The organism is Streptomyces sp. NPDC051218 (assembly GCF_044455475.1).
In the GTDB taxonomy this organism is placed as follows: domain Bacteria; phylum Actinomycetota; class Actinomycetes; order Streptomycetales; family Streptomycetaceae; genus Streptomyces.
The window spans coordinates 99,429-117,516 of sequence record NZ_JBITEU010000004.1 but is presented as its reverse complement, the minus strand read 5'-3'; the positions used below and the strand labels follow the sequence as shown (position 1 = coordinate 117,516).

Genomic DNA, 18,088 nt, shown 5'->3' with positions numbered 1-18,088 from the left:
CGCTACCGTCCGGGGCATGGACCTCAAGATCACGACGCTGGCCGAGCGGCCCGAACTCGCCGGGCCGCTCTGGGAGATGGACGACACCTGGCCGGAGTTCATCGGGAACGACCCCATCGCGTGGTCGATGATCGGGCGGATCGTCAAGGACCTTCCCGAGTACGTCCTGGTCGCCACGGACGTGAAGGGCACGGTCGCGGCCAAGGCGTTCAGCGTGCCGTTCGCGCTGGACGCCGACGGGCGCCGGGAGCTGCCGGACGGCGGCTGGGACCAGGTCATGCTGTGGGCGTTCTCCGACCTGCGGCACGGCAGGAAGCCCGACACGGTGAGCGCGATCGAGATCACCGTGGCGAAGGAGTTCCTCGGGCACGGTGTCTCCGGGCGGATGCTCGCCGCGATGCGCGAGAACGCACGCGGGCGAGGCTTCGCGCAGGTCGTCGCCCCGGTCCGCCCGAACGCCAAGCATCTCGAACCGGCCGAGCTGATCGACACGTACGCGCGGCGCAAGCGGGACGACGGGCTGCCCGCCGACCCGTGGCTGCGGGTGCACGTGCGGGCGGGCGGCACCATCGAGAAGGTGGCGCACGCGTCGATGACGGTGTCCGGTTCGACCGCGCAGTGGCGGGCGTGGACGGGCCTGCCGTTCGACACCGCCGGCCCCGTCGAGGTGCCGGGCGCGCTGGTGCCGGTGCTCTGCGAGCCGGAGCGGGGCTACGCGGTGTACGTGGAGCCGAACGTGTGGGTGCGGCACGTGCTGTGAGCCCGTGAGCCCGTGCCGCACCGCGGTGGTCGGACGGGACGTGACCAGTACCGCAACGGTTCGGTACAACCCTGGACCGCTTCTCCTTGTCGGCCTATACGCTCGAATCCGCACCGGTTCGTGTTTCGTATCCCGACTTTCGGCCGTGCGTTCCCCTCGGAGGGAGCGTGCGGCCGCATCAGGCACCAGGAGAAGCCATGCACGGCCACGGCTATGCGCCGCAGCAACCGCCGCCGACCTCCGGCGGCACTCATGTGACGCTGCGCGTGCTGTTCGTGGTCCTCGCCGTCGTGACGTGCGGCCTGCTCGCCTGGGCGCCGATGCTGCGGCTCGCGATCGTGACCCGCAGGTCGTACGACTGGGTCCTGTTCGGGCTCGTGACCGCGCTCGACGTGACGGCCCTCGTCCTCGTCGGCATCGACCCGGGCGACGACGAGTTCCAAGGGCCGGGCAACGCGGGCATGGTGGTGCTCCTGACCACGCTCCTCGCCGCCGTCGCCTACTACCTGTTCGCGGACATACGGCACTTCAGCCGCTACCGCCCCCAGCAGTACGGCGGCTACGCGGCCACGCAGCCCGCGTACGGCTACCCCCAGCAGCCCGCCGCCCCGGCCCCCGCGCCCGTCCACCTCCAGCCCACCCAACTGCACCAGCCGCCGGTCCAGCAGACGCCGCCGCCCCCCACGCGCCCCGCACCGGCCCGCATCCACCAAGTACAGGCCGAGCTCGACGAGCTCAGTGACTACCTGCGCAAGCAGGAAGGCGGCAGCTGACCGTGTCATCGGGGATGGGCGGCCGCGTCGGCCGTTTCATTGCGGGGCGCTATGAACTCGCCACGCTCATCGGCCAGGGCGGCATGGGCCAGGTCTGGACGGCGTACGACCAACGCCTCGACCGCCGCGTCGCGGTCAAGCTGCTGCGCCCCGACCGGGTCGCGGGCGCCGAGGCCGACGAGCTGCGCCGCCGCTTCGTGCGCGAGTGCCGCGTCACCGCGCAGGTCGACCATCCGGGCCTGGTCACCGTCCATGACGCGGGCACCGAGGGCGATGACCTCTACCTCGTCATGCAGTACGTGGACGGGGCCGACCTCGGCGACCACCTCGCCGAGCACGACCCCTACCCGTGGCAGTGGGCCGTCGCGATCGCCGCGCAACTGTGCGCCGTGCTCTCCGCGGTGCACGCCGTACCGATCGTGCACCGCGACCTCAAGCCGCGGAACGTGATGGTCAAGCAGGACGGCACGGTCTCCATCCTCGACCTGGGCATCGCCTCGGTCATGGACATCGACACCACCCGCCTCACGCACACCGGCTCACCCATCGGCAGCCCCGCCTACATGGCCCCCGAGCAGGCGATGGGCGGCGCGGTAGGCCCGTACACCGATCTGTACGCCCTGGGCGTCCTGCTGCACGAACTCCTCAGCGGCGACGTGCCGTTCAGCGGATCGACCGCGCTCGGCGTCCTGCACCGCCACCTCTACGAACCGCCGCTCCCGGTCCGCCGCCTGCGCGCGGAGGTCCCCGAGGCCCTCGAAGCCCTGGTCCTCCGGCTCCTCGCCAAGGACCCGCAGCACCGGCACGCCAGCGCCCAGGAGGTCTACGAGGAACTGGTCCCGCTGCTCCCCGCGCGCGGCATACCGACCGGCGGTCCGCTCGACCCCACCCGCCCCTTCCTGCGCCCGCACGCGCCATGGCCCGACCGTGCGACGACACCGGCGCCCGCCCCCGCCATCCAGCCGGACCGCACCGACCACCGGCAGACCCCCGGCAGCCACACCGACGTGGTGCGCGCGGTCGACGAGGTCAAGCGGCTCCTCGGCGAGGGCCGCATCACCCAGGCCGTGGACATCCTCGGCGCGATCCTGCCCGCGGCCGCCGCCAAGCACGGCGAGCACTCCCCGGTGGTCCGCTCCCTGCGCAAGCAGTACGCGGCCACGCTCATGGACGACGGCCAGTACCGCCGCGCCCTGCCCGAACTGCGCCGCCTCGCCGACGAACGCGCCGCCGAGTCGGGCCAGGCCGACCCGCACTCCCTCCAGTTCCGCTACGAGGCGGCGCAGTGCCTGGAGCAACTGGGCGAACCGGCGGCGGCGCTCGCGGAGTACAGGGCGCTCCTCCCTTACTACGAGAACCGCTACGCATCCGACGACCGCGAACGCCCCCTCGACATCCGCCGCCGCATCGGCCACCTGCTCCTCGCGCTCGGCGACCGCGCGGCGGCCCACGACACGCTGGCGCGGCTGCTGATGGACGCCGAGCGGATGCACGGGATGGGCCACCCCTTCCCCGCGGAGATCCGGCGAACGTTGCAGTGGCTGGGCCAGGTGCGGGGCTGAACGCGGGAACGTACCCCAACTTGCCTCGAATCGTTGGTCGAATGGGTGGCCGAGACACCGGCCACTGCCTAACATCGATCACCGCAAGACTTTGTGCACCGCCGCACAATCTCTCGACCGGGAGGCTCACTTGCACCGCCGCCGTCGCACCGCGCTCACCCTCGCCACCGCGGCCATCGCCGCGGCCCCCCTCCTGACCGCCTGCGGCGCCGAAGCCCATCCGGGCGCCGCGGCCGTCGTGGGCAACGACCGGATCACGGTCTCGCAGCTGGAGGGCCGGGTGAACGAGGTGCGCGCCGCGCAGCGCGCCGCGATCCCGGACGAGCAGCAGTACGAGCAGGCCATCGCCAAGTCCGGCGGCCTCACCCGCAGCACGCTGCACACGATGGTCCTCGACAAGGTGCTGCACCAGGCGGCGGTCGACGCCGGCGTCGACGTGTCGCGCCGCGACATCCAGCGGATGAGAGCGGGCCTCGAACAGCAGGCGGGCGGCAAGAAGCAGCTCGAACAGGGCTGGCTCCAGCAGTACAGCGTCGCCCCGTCCCAGCTGGAGAACAGCCTCCGCACGGAGATCGAGGCCCAGAAGCTCGCCAGGAAACTGGGCGCGGACATGAACGCGCCAAAGGGCCAGGCGGTCTTCTGGAAGGAACTCTCCAAGGCGTCCAAGAAGCTGGGCGTGGACCTGAACCCGCGCTACGGCACGTGGGACGTGCAGAAGAGCAAGCGCGCGGATTCCAAGACGCCGTGGGTGCGCGAGGTATCCGGAGGCGGCGCGGCGGGCCCCGAGCAGGCGTAAGGCCGTGGGTCGGGGGCCGTCGGCGGCGTGCGTTACGTTCGACGGGTGAACGCAACCACGCCTCAGGCCGACGCCCCCGGCCGCGTCATCCTCCTCACCACGAGCCACCGGGTGGCCCCCGGCCTCCTCTCCTGGCCCGCGTGGCAGGCCCTGCACGGCGCCGACGAGGTCCTGTGCGCCGACGCCGAGCACCCTCAGCTGCCGTATCTGCGTGAGGCGGGCGTACGGGTGGAGCAGGCGTCGCCCTCGGCCCAGGACTTGGTGGACGCCTGCGCCGGCGATCGCACGGTCATCGTCATCGCCACGGCCGACGGAGACAGCGCCCTGACGGACGGCCTGGCGAGGCTCGCGGGCTCGGGCCGCGTCGCGATGCCCGACCTGGAGCTGCTCCCGGCGTCCTACGACCTGCCGGGCGCGCGGCTTCTGGACCTCGTCCAGGTCATGGACCAGATCCGCGTCGAGTGCCCGTGGTCGTCCCAGCAGACGCACAAGGGCCTGGCGAAGTACGCGATCGAGGAGGCGTACGAACTGGTCGAGGCGATCGAGGAGGGCGACAGGGACGAGCTGCGGGAGGAACTCGGCGACGTCCTGCTCCAGGTGGTCTTCCACGCCCGCATCGCGGAGGAGGACGACGAGTCCCCCTTCTCCGTGGACGACGTGGCGGGCACGATCGTGGAGAAGCTGATCCACCGCCACCCGCACGTGTTCGGCGACGACTCGGCGGACACCCCGGAGGACGTGAAGGCGCACTGGCTCCGCACGAAGGCCGAGGAGAAGCAGCGCTCGTCGGTCACGGAGGGAATCCCCCTGGGCCAGCCGGGCCTGGCACTGGCGTCGAAGCTGGCCTCTCGGGTACGGACGGCGGGCCTTGAGGTCCCCTTCCCCTCAGGGGAAGGCATCGGCTACGAACTCCTCGCGCTCGCCCTGCGCGCGGAGGCGGAGGGCGTGGACCCGGAGGCAGCGCTGCGGGCGGCGGCACGGGCTTACCGGGATGCGGTGCTGGCGGCGGAGGGCGGCCACGAGGCACAGGGGAGTACCAGCCCGTCCGGCGTTTGAGGACGAACTCGGCGGAGCCGGTGATGAGGGCCACGAGGACCCCGGGGCCGGAACCCGCCACCGGACGCCGGGATAACGTCGACCCCATGCAAGACCAGCCGCCCGCCCCCGCAGGAGACACCCCCGCAGCCTGCCCCGCAGGGGCGCACACCCCCGTGCCCGAGGCCCAGGGGCCCGTCGCACCAGAACTCTTCACATGGGAGTTCGCCACCGACCCCTACCCCGCCTACGCCTGGCTCCGCGAGAACGCGCCTGTGCACAGGACCAGGCTGCCCAGTGGTGTGGAGGCCTGGCTGGTCACCCGGTACGGGGATGCCAAGCGGGCGCTCGCCGACGCGCGGCTCAGCAAGAATCCCGCCCATCACGGCGAGCCCTCGGACGCGAAGAGCAAGACCGGCATCCCCGGCGAGCGCAGTGCGAACCTCATGACGCATCTGCTCAACATCGACCCGCCGGACCACACCCGCCTGCGCCGCCTCGTCTCCAAGGCCTTCACGCCCCGCCGCGTCGCCGAGTTCGCGCCGCGCGTGCAGGAGCTGACCGACCAGCTCATCGACCAGTTCGTGGAGAAGGGGGAAGCCGACCTCATCCACGACTTCGCCTTCCCGCTCCCCATCTACGCGATCTGCGACCTGCTCGGCGTGCCCCGCGAGGACCAGGACGACTTCCGCGACTGGGCGGGGATGATGATCCGCCACGGGGGAGGGCCGAGGGGCGGGGTGGCCCGCTCCGTGAAGAAGATGCGCGGCTATCTCGCCGAGCTGATCCACCGCAAGCGCCTCGAACCGGGCGACGACCTCATCTCCGGACTCATCCGCGCCTCCGACCATGGCGAGCACCTCACGGAGAACGAGGCAGCCGCGATGGCGTTCATCCTTCTCTTCGCCGGGTTCGAGACCACCGTCAACCTCATCGGGAACGGCACCTACGCCCTCCTCACCCACCCCGAGCAGCGCGAGCGCCTCCAGGACTCCCTCAGGGACGGCGACACCGGGCTCCTGGAGACCGGCCTCGAAGAGCTCCTCCGCTTCGACGGTCCCGTCGAACTCGCCACGTGGCGGTTCGCCACCGAGCCGCTGACGATCGGCGGGGAGGACATCGCCGCCGGCGACCCCGTCCTGGTCGTCCTCGCCGCCGCCGACCGCGACCCCGAGCGATTCGCTCAGCCGGACACGCTGGACCTCTCCCGCCGCGACAACCAACACCTCGGCTACGGCCATGGCATTCATTACTGTCTCGGCGCGCCCCTCGCCAGGCTCGAGGGTCAGGCCGCGCTCGCGACGCTCCTGCGCCGCCTCCCTGACCTGCGCCTTGCGGCAGAACCTGGTGATTTGAGGTGGCGCGGCGGGCTCATCATGCGCGGACTGCGCACGCTGCCCGTGGAGTTCACACCCGCACAGAAGAGCAAAGATTCGGCACCTGGAACGACGTTTAGCTGACGAACCGTCAGGACTGTGACTTTCACGTGATCTCCGCTGCATCGACTTGTGACAAGCGTTCGACTGCCGCTACGTTCACCGACGACTCGGCATCCCGTGCCGCAGTCGTCGCTCCAGTCACGCGAAAGGCAACCGCATGCTCTCCGGCAATGGTCGTCACCGACGCCCCCGCCAGGCCCCGGCCCTGATCGTCGCGGCAGGAGTCGCAGGATCGGCCATCGCCATCCCGCTGCTCGGAGCCACCAGCGCGAGCGCGGCGGACACCGCCACGTGGGACAAGCTCGCGGAGTGCGAGAGCGGCGCGTCCTGGAGCGCGGACGCGGGCAACGGTTACTACGGAGGGCTCCAGCTCTCCCAGCAGACCTGGGAGGACTACGGCGGCCTCGACTTCGCGCCGAGCGCCGACCAGGCCAGCCGCTCGCAGCAGATATCCGTCGCCGAGAAGGTCCTCGACGACCAGGGGCCCGAGGCCTGGCCGAGCTGCGCGCCGATCGCCGGCCTCACCCAGGACGGTGCGGCCGCCGACGTCGACCCGGGTGCCCCGATCACGACGATCCCCGCGGACCCCTCTGACCCCTCCGGCTCCGACTACTCTGACGGGTCGTCGGAATCGCCGGAGTCGTCGAAGCCGTCGGACACGAAGGACTCCGGCGATTCGCCCGAGCCGAGTACGTCACCGAGCGGGTCGGCCGACTCCTCGGACAGCGCCGAGCCGTCCGAGAAGCCCGCCGCCGACGACGCGTCACGAGACAAGAATCACGACGAAGACGGCAAGGCGGATAACTCGCCCGAGTCGGGACACACGGACAAGTCCGGCCCCGACGATGAGACTTCGCCCGCCCCCACCCCCTCCACCGGCGAGGGCGAAGGCCGCCACCGCGGCGACAGCGCGGACGACAAGCCGTCCGCCGACGCCCCTCGCGAGGGCTCGGGCCGGCACGCCTCCCGTGGCGACGAGCGCAAGGAGGACGGCTCCGAGGGGACGTACACGGTCCGCTCCGGAGACAACCTCTGGACCATCGCCGACGAGCACGACGTGCAGGGCGGGTGGGCCGGTCTGTACGCCGAGAACGAGCAGTCGGTCGGCTCCGACCCCGATCTCATCCTGCCCGGTCAGAGCCTCGATTTGGGCGAAAAGTAGGGGTAGTTGGCGAGTCGCTTTGCGCTCGTTGTCCCAATTGGCGCAAGTGAGACATGGGTCTCAGAAGCCCTGATCGTCTTTGAAATTCCGGCGATCGCATGACTACGGTCGTGACCGCTCGCCACAGCGGGCCCCGCCGGTCGGTACGCCGAGTCCTGCCAACGGCCGTTCGGGAACAGTCGTCGCGTCATGCGCCGTAGGCAGGAGCGGGGGACCCAAGGTTTGCGCCGGGCCCGGCCGTTGAACGCCTCGCGAGAGCGAGGCGGGCAGACGGACGGGAACGGCTAGGGGTTAAGTCGCACTCAGGAAGTGCGGCCGGGCAACTTCATCGGCCCGAACCCGACAGCTCACCTCGCAGGCGTCGGTGAGGGGATCACTCATGCTGTTTTCCAGCAAGGGCAAGCACCGCCGCGCGTCCAAGGCCACTCGCGTCGCCACGCTCGCCGGTGTCACCGGCGTCGCCGTCGCCGCCCCGCTGATGGCGGCCGGCTCGGCCTCCGCCGCGACCAACTCCGAGTGGGACGCCGTCGCCCAGTGCGAGTCCGGCGGCAACTGGTCCATCAACACCGGCAACGGCTACACGGGCGGCCTGCAGTTCTCGTCGTCCACCTGGTCCGCGTACGGCGGCACGAAGTACGCGCCCACCGCCGACAAGGCCTCCAAGGCCCAGCAGATCGAGATCGGCGAGAAGGTCCTCGCGGGCCAGGGCAAGGGTGCCTGGCCGAGCTGCGGCGTCGGCCTCTCCAGCGCCTCCAACGAGGGTGGCGGTGCGCAGGAGAGCGCCCCGCAGCAGACCCAGGAGCAGCCCAAGAGCCAGCCCACGCCGCAGACCGAGCAGCCGCAGCAGGCCGCTCCCAAGGCCGAGGCTCCGAAGACCGAGTCCAAGAAGACCGTCGAGACCCCGACCGGCGAGACGGTCAAGAAGGGCGACGGCGAGTACAAGGTCAAGAAGGGTGACACCCTCTCCAAGATCGCCGATGCCAAGGACGTCAAGGGCGGCTGGCACAAGGTGTACAAGCTCAACGGCGACATCATCGACAACGCCGACATGATCTACCCGGGCCAGCAGCTCCACCTCAGCTAGGCAGTAGCCGCTGTTCCCGGCCCCGCCCCCACGGGTCCACCCCGCCCCGGTGCGCGTATCCCCCGTACGCACCGGGGCGGGGTATGTTTGTTCCGTTCGTAAACATTTCGCTCTCGGTTTGTCCACAGGACGGTCGCTCGGCTGGCTGTTGCCCGGGAGCCGGTTAGGCTCGTGTCCGCGAGGCCAACGCCTCGCGTACCCGCGTCACATCCCAGAAGGAGATGCTCGTGCCGTCCATCGACGTCGTCGTAGCCCGGGAAATCCTGGACTCCCGAGGCAACCCCACGGTCGAGGTCGAGGTCGGCCTCGACGACGGCAGCACGGGTCGTGCCGCCGTTCCGTCCGGTGCGTCCACCGGTGCTTTCGAGGCCATCGAACTCCGTGACGGTGACCCCAACCGTTACCAGGGCAAGGGCGTGGAGAAGGCCGTCCTCGCCGTCATCGAGCAGATCGGCCCGGAGCTCGTCGGGTACGACGCCACCGAGCAGCGCCTGATCGACCAGGCGATGTTCGACCTCGACGCCACCGACAACAAGGGCTCGCTCGGCGCCAACGCCATCCTCGGCGTCTCGCTCGCCGTCGCGCACGCCGCGTCGGAGGCCTCCGACCTGCCGCTGTTCCGCTACCTCGGCGGCCCGAACGCGCACCTGCTGCCCGTTCCGATGATGAACATCCTGAACGGCGGGTCGCACGCCGACTCGAACGTCGACATCCAGGAGTTCATGATCGCGCCGATCGGCGCCGAGTCGTTCTCCGAGGCCCTGCGCTGGGGCACCGAGGTCTACCACACGCTGAAGAAGGTCCTGAAGGACAAGGGGCTTTCGACCGGTCTCGGCGACGAGGGCGGCTTCGCCCCGAACCTGGACTCCAACCGCGCCGCGCTCGACCTCATCCTCGAGGCCATCAAGCAGGCCGGTTACGTCCCCGGCGAGCAGATCGCGCTCGCGCTCGACGTCGCCGCGTCCGAGTTCTACAAGGACGGCTCGTACGCCTTCGAGGGCAAGTCCCGCTCGGCCGCCGAGATGACCGAGTACTACGAGGAGCTCGTCTCCTCGTACCCCCTCGTCTCCATCGAGGACCCGCTGTTCGAGGACGACTGGGCCGGCTGGAACGTCATCACCGAGAAGCTCGGCGACAAGGTGCAGCTCGTCGGCGACGACCTGTTCGTCACCAACCCCGAGCGCCTGGCCCGTGGCATCGAGGAGAAGTCGGCCAACGCCCTCCTGGTGAAGGTCAACCAGATCGGCTCGCTGACCGAGACCCTCGACGCCGTCGAGATGGCGCAGCGCAGCGGCTTCAAGTGCATGATGTCGCACCGCTCCGGCGAGACCGAGGACGTCACCATCGCCGACCTCGCCGTCGCCACCAACTGCGGCCAGATCAAGACCGGCGCCCCGGCCCGCTCCGAGCGCGTCGCCAAGTACAACCAGCTGCTCCGCATCGAGGAGATCCTGGACGACGCGGCGGTCTACGCCGGCCGTTCCGCGTTCCCCCGCTTCAAGGGCTGAGCTCAGCTGCCCTGAGTAGTTACCTACGTCCCCGTACTCGGTCCCGTACCGTGTGCGGGGACGTACGTACGTATCGGGGAGGCGGCACACATGGCCGTGAAGGACCGCGACCGGTTCTCCACCGCGACCAGACTGCGGCTGCTCGGCGAGCAGACCGCGGAGCGTGTCTACCGCTCGCAGACCAAGCGCCAGGCGCGCCGCTCCCGGCTCACGGGACGCGCCGCGCTCCTGGCGCTCGTGCTCTGCTCGCTGGTCGTCGCGCTCGCCTACCCGATAAGGCAGTACGTCTCCCAGCGCGCCGAGATCGCCGACCAGCGCAAGGAGCAGGCCGAGCGCCGCGAGAACGTCGAGAAGCTGCGGGACGAGAAGGCCCGCTGGCGGGACGACGCGTACGCGGAGCAGCGCATCCGGGACCGGCTGCACTACGTGATGCCGGGCGAGACCGGCTACACGGTGATCGACCCCGAGGCGGCGCAGAAGCAGCGCACCGACCAGGGGGCCGCCGCCAGGCCTTGGTACTCGAACGTCTGGGACGGCGTCGACAAGGCGGACCGCCCGGCCGACGACGGCTGAGCCCCACAGAACTTCTACGGAACCGATCGAAAGACAGGCATGGAAACGCCCCCCCGTCACCCGGCCACCGCCCCTCACGGACAGCGCTCCGCGCCGGCCCCTTCTGGTCCGCCGACCACCCCGCGCACCGAGCCCACCGACGCCGACGTCGAGGCCTTCAAGCAGCAGCTCGGCCGTCCGCCGCGCGGCCTGCGGGCCATCGCCCACCGCTGCCCGTGCGGGCAGCCGGACGTCGTCGAGACGGCGCCGCGCCTGCCGGACGGTACGCCGTTCCCGACGACGTACTACCTGACGTGCCCGCGGGCCGCGTCCGCGATCGGCACCCTTGAGGCCAACGGCGTCATGAAGGAGATGTCGGAGCGGCTGAAGACGGACCCCGATCTCGCCGCCGCGTACCGCAAGGCGCACGAGGACTACATCGCGCGCCGTGACGCCATCGAGGTCCTGGAGGGCTTCCCCAGCGCGGGTGGCATGCCGGACCGCGTGAAGTGCCTGCACGTCCTGGTCGGCCACTCCCTGGCCGCGGGCCCCGGCGTGAACCCCCTGGGCGACGAGGCGATCGCGATGCTGCCGCAGTGGTGGGCCAAGGGGCCGTGCGTCACGCCGTGCGCCGAGCAGGAGCCCGCCACGTGACCCGCGTCGCCGCGATCGACTGCGGTACGAACTCCATCCGCCTCCTTGTGGCGGACGCCGACCCGCGGACCGGTGAACTGGTCGACCTGGACCGCCGGATGACGATCGTGCGCCTGGGCCAGGGCGTGGACAAGACGGGCCGCCTGGCCCCCGAGGCCCTGGAGCGGACCTTCGCGGCGTGCCGCGAGTACGCCGAGGTCATCAAGGCGCACGGCGCCGAGCGCCTCCGCTTCGTGGCGACCTCCGCGTCCCGCGACGCCGAGAACCGCGCCGACTTCGTACGCGGGGTCCTGGACATCCTCGGCGTCGAGCCGGAGGTCATCAGCGGTGACCAGGAGGCCGAGTTCTCCTTCACGGGGGCGACGAAGGAGCTCGCGGGAAGCGACCACCTCGCCAAGCCCTACCTCGTCGTCGACATCGGCGGCGGCTCCACGGAGTTCGTGGTCGGCGACGACCACGTCCGTGCCGCCCGCTCCGTCGACGTCGGCTGCGTGCGCCTGACGGAACGGCACATCCGCAGCGACCCGCCCGCGCCCGCCGAACTCGACGCGGTCCGCGCCGACATCGCGGCGGCGCTCGACCTGGCCGAGCAGACGGTGCCGATCGGCGACGCGCGCACCCTGGTGGGCCTCGCGGGTTCGGTGACCACCGTGGCCGCGATCGCGCTCGGCCTCGACGCGTACGACTCCGCGGCGATCCACCACTCCCGGGTCTCCTACGAACAGGTCAGTGAGATCGCCGGTCGGCTGGCCGGGGCCACGCACGACGAGCGTGCCGCGATCCCGGTGATGCATCCGGGACGCGTGGACGTCATCGTCTCGGGCGCTCTGGTGCTCCTGTCGATCATGGAAAGAACCGGCGCAAGGGAGGTCGTCGTCAGCGAACACGACATCCTCGACGGCATCGGATGGTCCATCGCCTGACCGCGCCGCACGAACTTCGTGAAGTTCTTCACAAGGAATTCGGCTCGGTTGGACGATGTTCAGGGGTTCCTGACCCCTGAAAGTGCCTCCAGAGGGGCTCAGGACCCACGACACCGAAGGTTCGGGGGTGGGTCCTGAGGGTGGGGCGGCTCAGTGGTCCAGTGCGCCGGAGGGGCCAGAGCGGCAGCTCACAAGGGGTGCACAACGTCCCGGGGTATCGCGTGGTTCCCCTGGGGCTCTATGGCCTGCGTCACGTGGGCGGCGAACTATAGCAGAGGGTCCCCCCATGCTTGTGAAGGGGCGCACGAGCGACCCCTGCCGGGCAGGTGGATACTCGATGGCATGAGCACCACGGAGCGTCCCAGGATCCTCGTTGTAGGCGGTGGGTACGTAGGCCTGTACGCAGCTCGGCGCATTCTGAAGAAGATGCGCTACGGAGAGGCGACCGTCACGGTCGTCGACCCCCGGTCGTACATGACCTACCAGCCCTTCCTGCCCGAAGCCGCCGCCGGCAGCATTTCGCCTCGGCACGTCGTCGTCCCGCTGCGACGCGTGCTGCCCAAGGCGGAAGTTCTGACCGGCCGGGTCACCACCATCGATCAGGACCGCAAGGTCGCCACGATCGCCCCCCTCGTGGGCGAGGCGTACGAGCTGCCTTTCGACTACCTGGTCATCGCGATGGGCGCGGTCTCCCGCACCTTCCCGATCCCCGGCCTCGCCGAGCAGGGCATCGGCATGAAGGGCATCGAGGAGGCCATCGGCCTGCGCAACCACGTCCTCGAGCAGCTGGACAAGGCTGACTCCACGACGGACGAGGACGTCCGCCGCAAGGCGCTGACCTTCGTCTTCGTCGGCGGTGGCTTCGCGGGTGCGGAGACCATCGGTGAGGTCGAGGACATGGCCCGCGATGCGGCCAAGTACTACAACAACGTGAAGCGCGAGGACATGCGCTTCGTGCTCGTGGACGTCGCGGACAAGATCCTCCCCGAGGTCGGCCCGAAGCTCGGCCAGTACGGCAAGGAGCACCTCGAGGGCCGCGGTGTCGAGGTCTACCTCAAGACCGGCATGGACTCCTGCGTGGACGGCCACGTGGTGCTCAACAACGGCCTCGAGGTCGACTCCAGCACCATCGTGTGGACCGCCGGCGTGAAGCCGAACCCGGCGCTCGCCCGCTTCGGTCTGCCGCTCGGCCCCCGTGGCCACGTCGACACCCAGACGACCCTCCAGGTCCAGGGCAGCGACTACATCTGGGCCGCGGGCGACAACGCCCAGGTGCCGGACATGGTCGGCCGCAAGGAGGGCAACGAGAACGCCTGGTGCCCGCCGAACGCCCAGCACGCGCTGCGTCAGGCCAAGGTCCTCGGCGACAACGTCATCTCCGGCATGCGGGGCTTCCCGCAGAAGGAGTACAGCCACGCCAACAAGGGTGCGGTCGCCGGTCTCGGCCTGCACAAGGGCGTCGCGATGATCGTCATGGGCAAGATGAAGATCAAGCTCAAGGGCCGTCTCGCCTGGTACATGCACCGCGCGTACCACGGCATGGCGATGCCGACGTTCAACCGCAAGATCCGCGTCTTCGCCGACTGGACCCTCGCGGTCTTCCTCAAGCGCGAGGTCGTCTCCCTGGGTGCCATGGAGACGCCGCGCGAGGAGTTCTACGAGGCCGCCAAGCCCGCGCCGAAGCCCGCCGTGGCCAAGGCCGAGCCGGTCACCGCCGGGTCCGAGGAGAAGGCCAAGGCCTCCTGACCTCCGGTCACTGACTAGACCCGAAGGGGTCGCCCGCCATCCGTGGTGCGGGCGGCCCCTTCGGGTTTTTCCGGCCGCGCATACATGGTGCTTACACTTATTTTGCCGATCCGTGACGCCGCAACGGGACTGCGCAAGCGCCCGGTTGGTGTTTACGTGGTGTTGAGCTGTCCGGGATCGCCATCACGGAGGTGTGCACCATGCCAGACGCCGCACTGCGGCTGAAGAGCCTCGCCGAACAACTGCTGGGAGCCCCGCTCCCCGTACGCATTCGTGCCTGGGACGGTTCGGAGGCAGGCCCGCCGGGTGCCCCCACCCTCGTCGTACGCAACCGCCGCGCCCTGCGCCGCCTGATGTGGAAGCCGGGCGAGCTGGGCCTCGCCCGTGCCTGGGTGGCCGGAGACCTGGACGTCGAGGGCGATCTGTACGCGGCGCTCGACGAACTCGCCGAGTTCATCTGGGAGCGCGACGAGGACGCCAAGAGCCTGCGGGAGTCCCTGCGCGACCCGGAGTTCCGCGCCGCGGCCCGCACCCTGATCGGCCTCGCGGCGCCCTTCCTGCCGCCGGCCCCGCCGCCCGAGGAGATGCGCAGGCGGCGCACCCTGCATCTGCACACCAAGGGCAGCGACCGGCAGGCCATCAGTCACCACTACGACGTGGGCAACGACTTCTACGAGCTGGTGCTCGGCCCCTCGATGGTCTACTCGTGCGCCTACTGGGAGTCGCCGGACGGCACCCTGGAGGACGCTCAGCGCGACAAGCTCGAACTGATCTCCCGCAAGCTCGCCCTGAAGCCCGGCATGCGCCTGCTCGACGTCGGCTGCGGCTGGGGCTCCATGGCGATCCATGCGGCGCGCGAGCACGGCGTCACCGTCGTCGGCGTCACGCTCTCCCACGAGCAGGCCGCGTACGCCAGGAAGCGCATCGCGGAGGAGGGCCTGACCGACCGGGTCGAGATCCGTGTCCAGGACTACCGCGACGTGCGCGACGGACCGTACGACGCCATCTCCTCCATCGGCATGGCCGAACACGTCGGCGCCGAGAGGTACTTGGAGTACGCGCAGGATCTGCACGCTCTCCTGAAGCCCGGCGGGCGGCTCCTCAACCACCAGATCGCGCGCCGCCCGCAGACCGACGAGTCGGCGTACGAGGTGGACGACTTCATCGACGCCTATGTCTTCCCCGGCGGCGAGCTCGCCCCTGTGGGGTCCACCGTCGCGCAGCTGGAGCGCGCCGGGTTCGAGGTGCGTGACGTGGAGGCGATCCGCGAGCACTACGCCCTCACCTTGCGCCGCTGGGTGGCCAACCTGGAGGCCCACTGGAAGGAGGGCCAGCGGCTCACGTCGCCGGGCCGCGCCCGCATCTGGCGTCTCTACATGGCGGCCTCCGCGCTCTCCTTCGAGCGCAACCGCATCGGCGTCAACCAGGTCCTCGCGGTGAAGACCCCGGAGGCGGGCGCCTCCGGGATGCCGCTGCGGGCCCGCGCCTGGCAGTAGGACGCAGAGACGAGCGGGGCCCCGGGCGGCGATCGCCCGGGGCCCCACTCGTTGACGTACCGGCCAAGGCTACTCGGCCTTGATCGCCATCAGCGGGTTCAGCTTGGCCGCGCTGCGGGCCGGCCACATCGCCGCGAGGACGCCGACCAGGCCCGCGATGCAGAGGAAGATCGCGATACGGCCGAGCGGGATCTCCATGGAGTACGTCTTCAGCGTGCCGGAGATGCTGTTGCCCGCGACCCAGCCCATGAAGAGGCCGAGGCCGATGCCGAGCAGCGCGCCGAACAGGGAGATGATGACCGCCTCCAGGCGCACCATCTGCTTGACCTTCGCGCGGTCGAGGCCGATGGCCCGCAACATGCCGATCTCGTGCTTCCGCTCGAAGACCGACATGGCCAGGGTGTTGATGACGCCGAGGACCGCGATCAGGATGGCCATCGCCAGGAGGCCGTAGAGCATGTTCAGCATCATGTTGATCGCGCCACCGATCTCGTTGCTGATGGCGTCCTTGTCCTGGATCTTCAGGGCGGGGTTGTCACCCAGGGCCTTGACGATGGAGTCCTCGGCCTTGGCGGAGGTGCCGCCCTCCATCTTCACCAGGACCTGCTGGTCGGTGATCTTGGACATGTGCTTGTCGACCACGGCGAGCGGTGTGAACAGGCCGTCGATCATCTCGTTCTGCTCGTAGATGCCGGCGATCTTCAGCTTGACCGTCTTGTCGTCGTCGAACGTCACCGGGACGGTGTCCCCGGTCCTGAGGCCCTTCTTGTCCGCGGTCTTCTTGTCCAGGAGCGTGGAGTCGCCCCGCAGACCCGCGAGCGAGCCGCTGGTGAAGTCCAGGCTCGCCACCTTGCCGAAGTCCTTCTCGTCGACGCCGGTGACCTGGCCGTACGAGCCGTCGAGCTCGCCGTAGGTGGTGCGCAGCGGGCTGCTCGCCTCGACCTCGGGCAGCTTGTCCAGCTTCTCGCGGACCTCGGGGGTCAGCGGCTGGTAGTTCGCCATGGAGACGGTGTAGTCGGCCTTCAGGGAGTCCGCCGCCATCTTGTTGATGGCGCTGCTCATGGAGGTCGCGACCACCGTCATCGCCGTGATGAGGGTCAGGCCGATCATCAGGGCCGCGGCGGTGGAGGCCGTACGGCGCGGGTTGCGCACCGAGTTGAGCCGGGAGAGCTTGCCCGGGACGCCGAAGGGCTTCAGGAGCGGGGCCGACGCGGCGATGAAGGGGCGCGACAGGAGCGGCGTGAGGACGATGACGCCGACGAGGATGGTCGCGGCGCCGCCGGACATCACGTAGTTGTCGTCCATGAACATCATGACCGTGCCGATGGCGACGATGATCGAGCCGATGGTGTTGCGGACGATCAGGCCACGCGTGGTCGGCGTCGCGTGGACGCTGTTCATCGCGGCGACCGGCGGGATCTTCGCGGCGCGGCGGCCCGGCAGCCAGGCGGCGAGCATGGTCACGACCACGCCGATGATCAGGGCGACGCCGATCGTGAGCGGGGCGATGACGAGCGGTCCGTCGGGCAGCGAGGCGCCCGCGGAGTTCATCAGGGACTCCAGGCCCACGGCCACACCGATGCCGAGCGCGAAGCCCGTCACGGCGGCCACCAGGCCCACCAGGAACGCCTCGATGAGCACGGAGCGCGTCACCTGACGGCGCGAGGCGCCGACGGCGCGCATGAGCGCGAGCTCCTTGGTGCGCTGGGCGACCAGCATGGTGAAGGTGTTGGCGATGATGAAGATGCCGACGAAGAGCGCGATGCCGGCGAAGATCAGCAGGACCTGGCTCATCGAGCTGGTCTGCTGCTCGATCATCTCGTCCTGGTCGGACTTGAGCTCGGCGCCGGTCAGGGCCTTGGAGTCCTTCGGCAGGATCTTGTCGATCGAGCTCTTGAGCGCAGTCTCGGAGGTGCCCGCGGCGGCCTTCACGTCGATCTCGTCGTACTCGGTCTTGCCGAGGACCTTCAGGGCGGTGTCGTTGTCGAACACCGCCAGGCTGCCGCCCGCGAGGACGCTGCCGTCCTCGGTGTCGAAGACGCCGCTGATCTTCGCCGTGTGCACGGGCCCGTCGGTGGAGTAGCGGACCGTGTCGCCGACCTTGTAGCCGGTGCGCTCGGCGGTGCGGGCATCGAGGGCGATGTCACCGGCGGACTTCGGGGCGGCGCCCTTGGTGAAGTCGTAGCGCGGGTCCTTGCCGTCCTTGCCCGGGAAGTAGTTGGCGCCGGAGGTGCCCCACTCGCCGCCCACCAGCTTGCCGTCCTTGTCGGCGAGCGCGGTGAAGCCGGTGACGCCGGCGATCGCGGAGTCGGCTCCGGGCAGGCCGTCGGCCTTCTTGAGCAGGGAGTCGGTCAGGCGCGGCTTCTGCTTGGCCTCGTCCTCCTCGCCGCCGAACTGCTGGATGGCGACGGAGACGTGGTCGAAGCTCTTGGCCGACTTGTTCTTGTAGGCGTTGCCGAAGGTGTCGGTGAAGACCAGGGTGCCGGAGACGAAGGCGACGCCGAGCATGACGGCGAGCACGGTCATCAACAGCCTGGCCTTGTGCGCGAGCACGTTGCGCAGGGCGGTACGGAACATGGGAGTCAAGTCCTGGAGAGG

15 protein-coding genes and 1 riboswitch are annotated in these 18,088 nt (G+C 70.0%); of the genes, 14 read left to right on the top strand and 1 reads right to left on the bottom strand.

The features are described 5' to 3' along the window. The first annotated feature begins 16 nt into the window (after positions 1-16). From ACIBCK_RS14120 to ACIBCK_RS14055, 14 genes are all read left to right on the top strand, one after another. Positions 17-760 carry an N-acetyltransferase gene (locus tag ACIBCK_RS14120; protein ID WP_399389960.1) on the top strand — a complete coding sequence of 248 codons (744 nt, stop codon included), beginning with the start codon at positions 17-19 and terminating at the stop codon, positions 758-760. Positions 761-957: 197 nt separating this feature from the next. After that, positions 958-1,533: a hypothetical protein gene (locus tag ACIBCK_RS14115; RefSeq protein WP_399389958.1), complete on the top strand. Its 576-nt coding sequence runs from the start codon at positions 958-960 to the stop codon at positions 1,531-1,533. Between the two features lie 14 nt (positions 1,534-1,547). Further along, positions 1,548-3,095 (top strand): protein kinase, encoded by a 1,548-nt coding sequence (locus ACIBCK_RS14110; protein ID WP_399390669.1) that lies wholly within the window; start codon positions 1,548-1,550, stop codon positions 3,093-3,095. A gap of 130 nt (positions 3,096-3,225) precedes the next feature. Next, complete coding sequence (locus ACIBCK_RS14105; protein WP_399389956.1) at positions 3,226-3,891, top strand: SurA N-terminal domain-containing protein; 666 nt, start codon at positions 3,226-3,228, stop codon at positions 3,889-3,891. 45 nt (positions 3,892-3,936) lie between these two features. Next, on the top strand, positions 3,937-4,947 hold the full coding sequence (locus ACIBCK_RS14100; protein WP_399389955.1) for a nucleoside triphosphate pyrophosphohydrolase: 1,011 nt from the start codon (positions 3,937-3,939) through the stop codon (positions 4,945-4,947). A gap of 86 nt (positions 4,948-5,033) precedes the next feature. After that, entirely contained in the window at positions 5,034-6,386 is a 1,353-nt protein-coding gene (locus ACIBCK_RS14095; RefSeq protein WP_399389954.1) for a cytochrome P450, read from the top strand. Between the two features lie 136 nt (positions 6,387-6,522). Next, positions 6,523-7,527: a transglycosylase family protein gene (locus ACIBCK_RS14090; RefSeq protein ID WP_399389952.1), complete on the top strand. Its 1,005-nt coding sequence runs from the start codon at positions 6,523-6,525 to the stop codon at positions 7,525-7,527. A 182-nt stretch (positions 7,528-7,709) separates the two neighbouring features. Continuing rightward, positions 7,710-7,903: riboswitch (cyclic di-AMP (ydaO/yuaA leader) on the top strand. Positions 7,904-7,906: 3 nt separating this feature from the next. Next, entirely contained in the window at positions 7,907-8,611 is a 705-nt protein-coding gene (locus tag ACIBCK_RS14085; RefSeq protein WP_399389950.1) for a transglycosylase family protein, read from the top strand. A 227-nt stretch (positions 8,612-8,838) separates the two neighbouring features. Then, complete coding sequence (gene eno, locus ACIBCK_RS14080; protein ID WP_399389948.1) at positions 8,839-10,119, top strand: phosphopyruvate hydratase; 1,281 nt, start codon at positions 8,839-8,841, stop codon at positions 10,117-10,119. 90 nt (positions 10,120-10,209) lie between these two features. Next, positions 10,210-10,692, top strand: a complete 483-nt coding sequence (locus ACIBCK_RS14075) for a septum formation initiator family protein (protein ID WP_399389946.1) — start codon at positions 10,210-10,212, stop codon at positions 10,690-10,692. Positions 10,693-10,731: 39 nt separating this feature from the next. Beyond that, on the top strand, positions 10,732-11,325 hold the full coding sequence (locus ACIBCK_RS14070) for a DUF501 domain-containing protein (RefSeq protein ID WP_399389945.1): 594 nt from the start codon (positions 10,732-10,734) through the stop codon (positions 11,323-11,325). Next, complete coding sequence (locus ACIBCK_RS14065) at positions 11,322-12,248, top strand: exopolyphosphatase (RefSeq protein ID WP_399389943.1); 927 nt, start codon at positions 11,322-11,324, stop codon at positions 12,246-12,248. Before ACIBCK_RS14070 ends, ACIBCK_RS14065 begins: the two co-directional genes overlap by 4 nt. Positions 12,249-12,590: 342 nt before the next feature. Continuing rightward, complete coding sequence (locus tag ACIBCK_RS14060) at positions 12,591-13,994, top strand: NAD(P)/FAD-dependent oxidoreductase (RefSeq protein WP_399389941.1); 1,404 nt, start codon at positions 12,591-12,593, stop codon at positions 13,992-13,994. Positions 13,995-14,194: 200 nt separating this feature from the next. Beyond that, positions 14,195-15,490 (top strand): class I SAM-dependent methyltransferase, encoded by a 1,296-nt coding sequence (locus ACIBCK_RS14055; protein WP_399389940.1) that lies wholly within the window; start codon positions 14,195-14,197, stop codon positions 15,488-15,490. A gap of 69 nt (positions 15,491-15,559) precedes the next feature. On the opposite strand, the gene ACIBCK_RS14050 is transcribed toward ACIBCK_RS14055, so the two are convergent. Beyond that, positions 15,560-18,067: an ABC transporter permease gene (locus ACIBCK_RS14050; RefSeq protein ID WP_399389938.1), complete on the bottom strand. Its 2,508-nt coding sequence runs from the start codon at positions 18,065-18,067 to the stop codon at positions 15,560-15,562. Between the last annotated feature and the right edge of the window lie 21 nt (positions 18,068-18,088).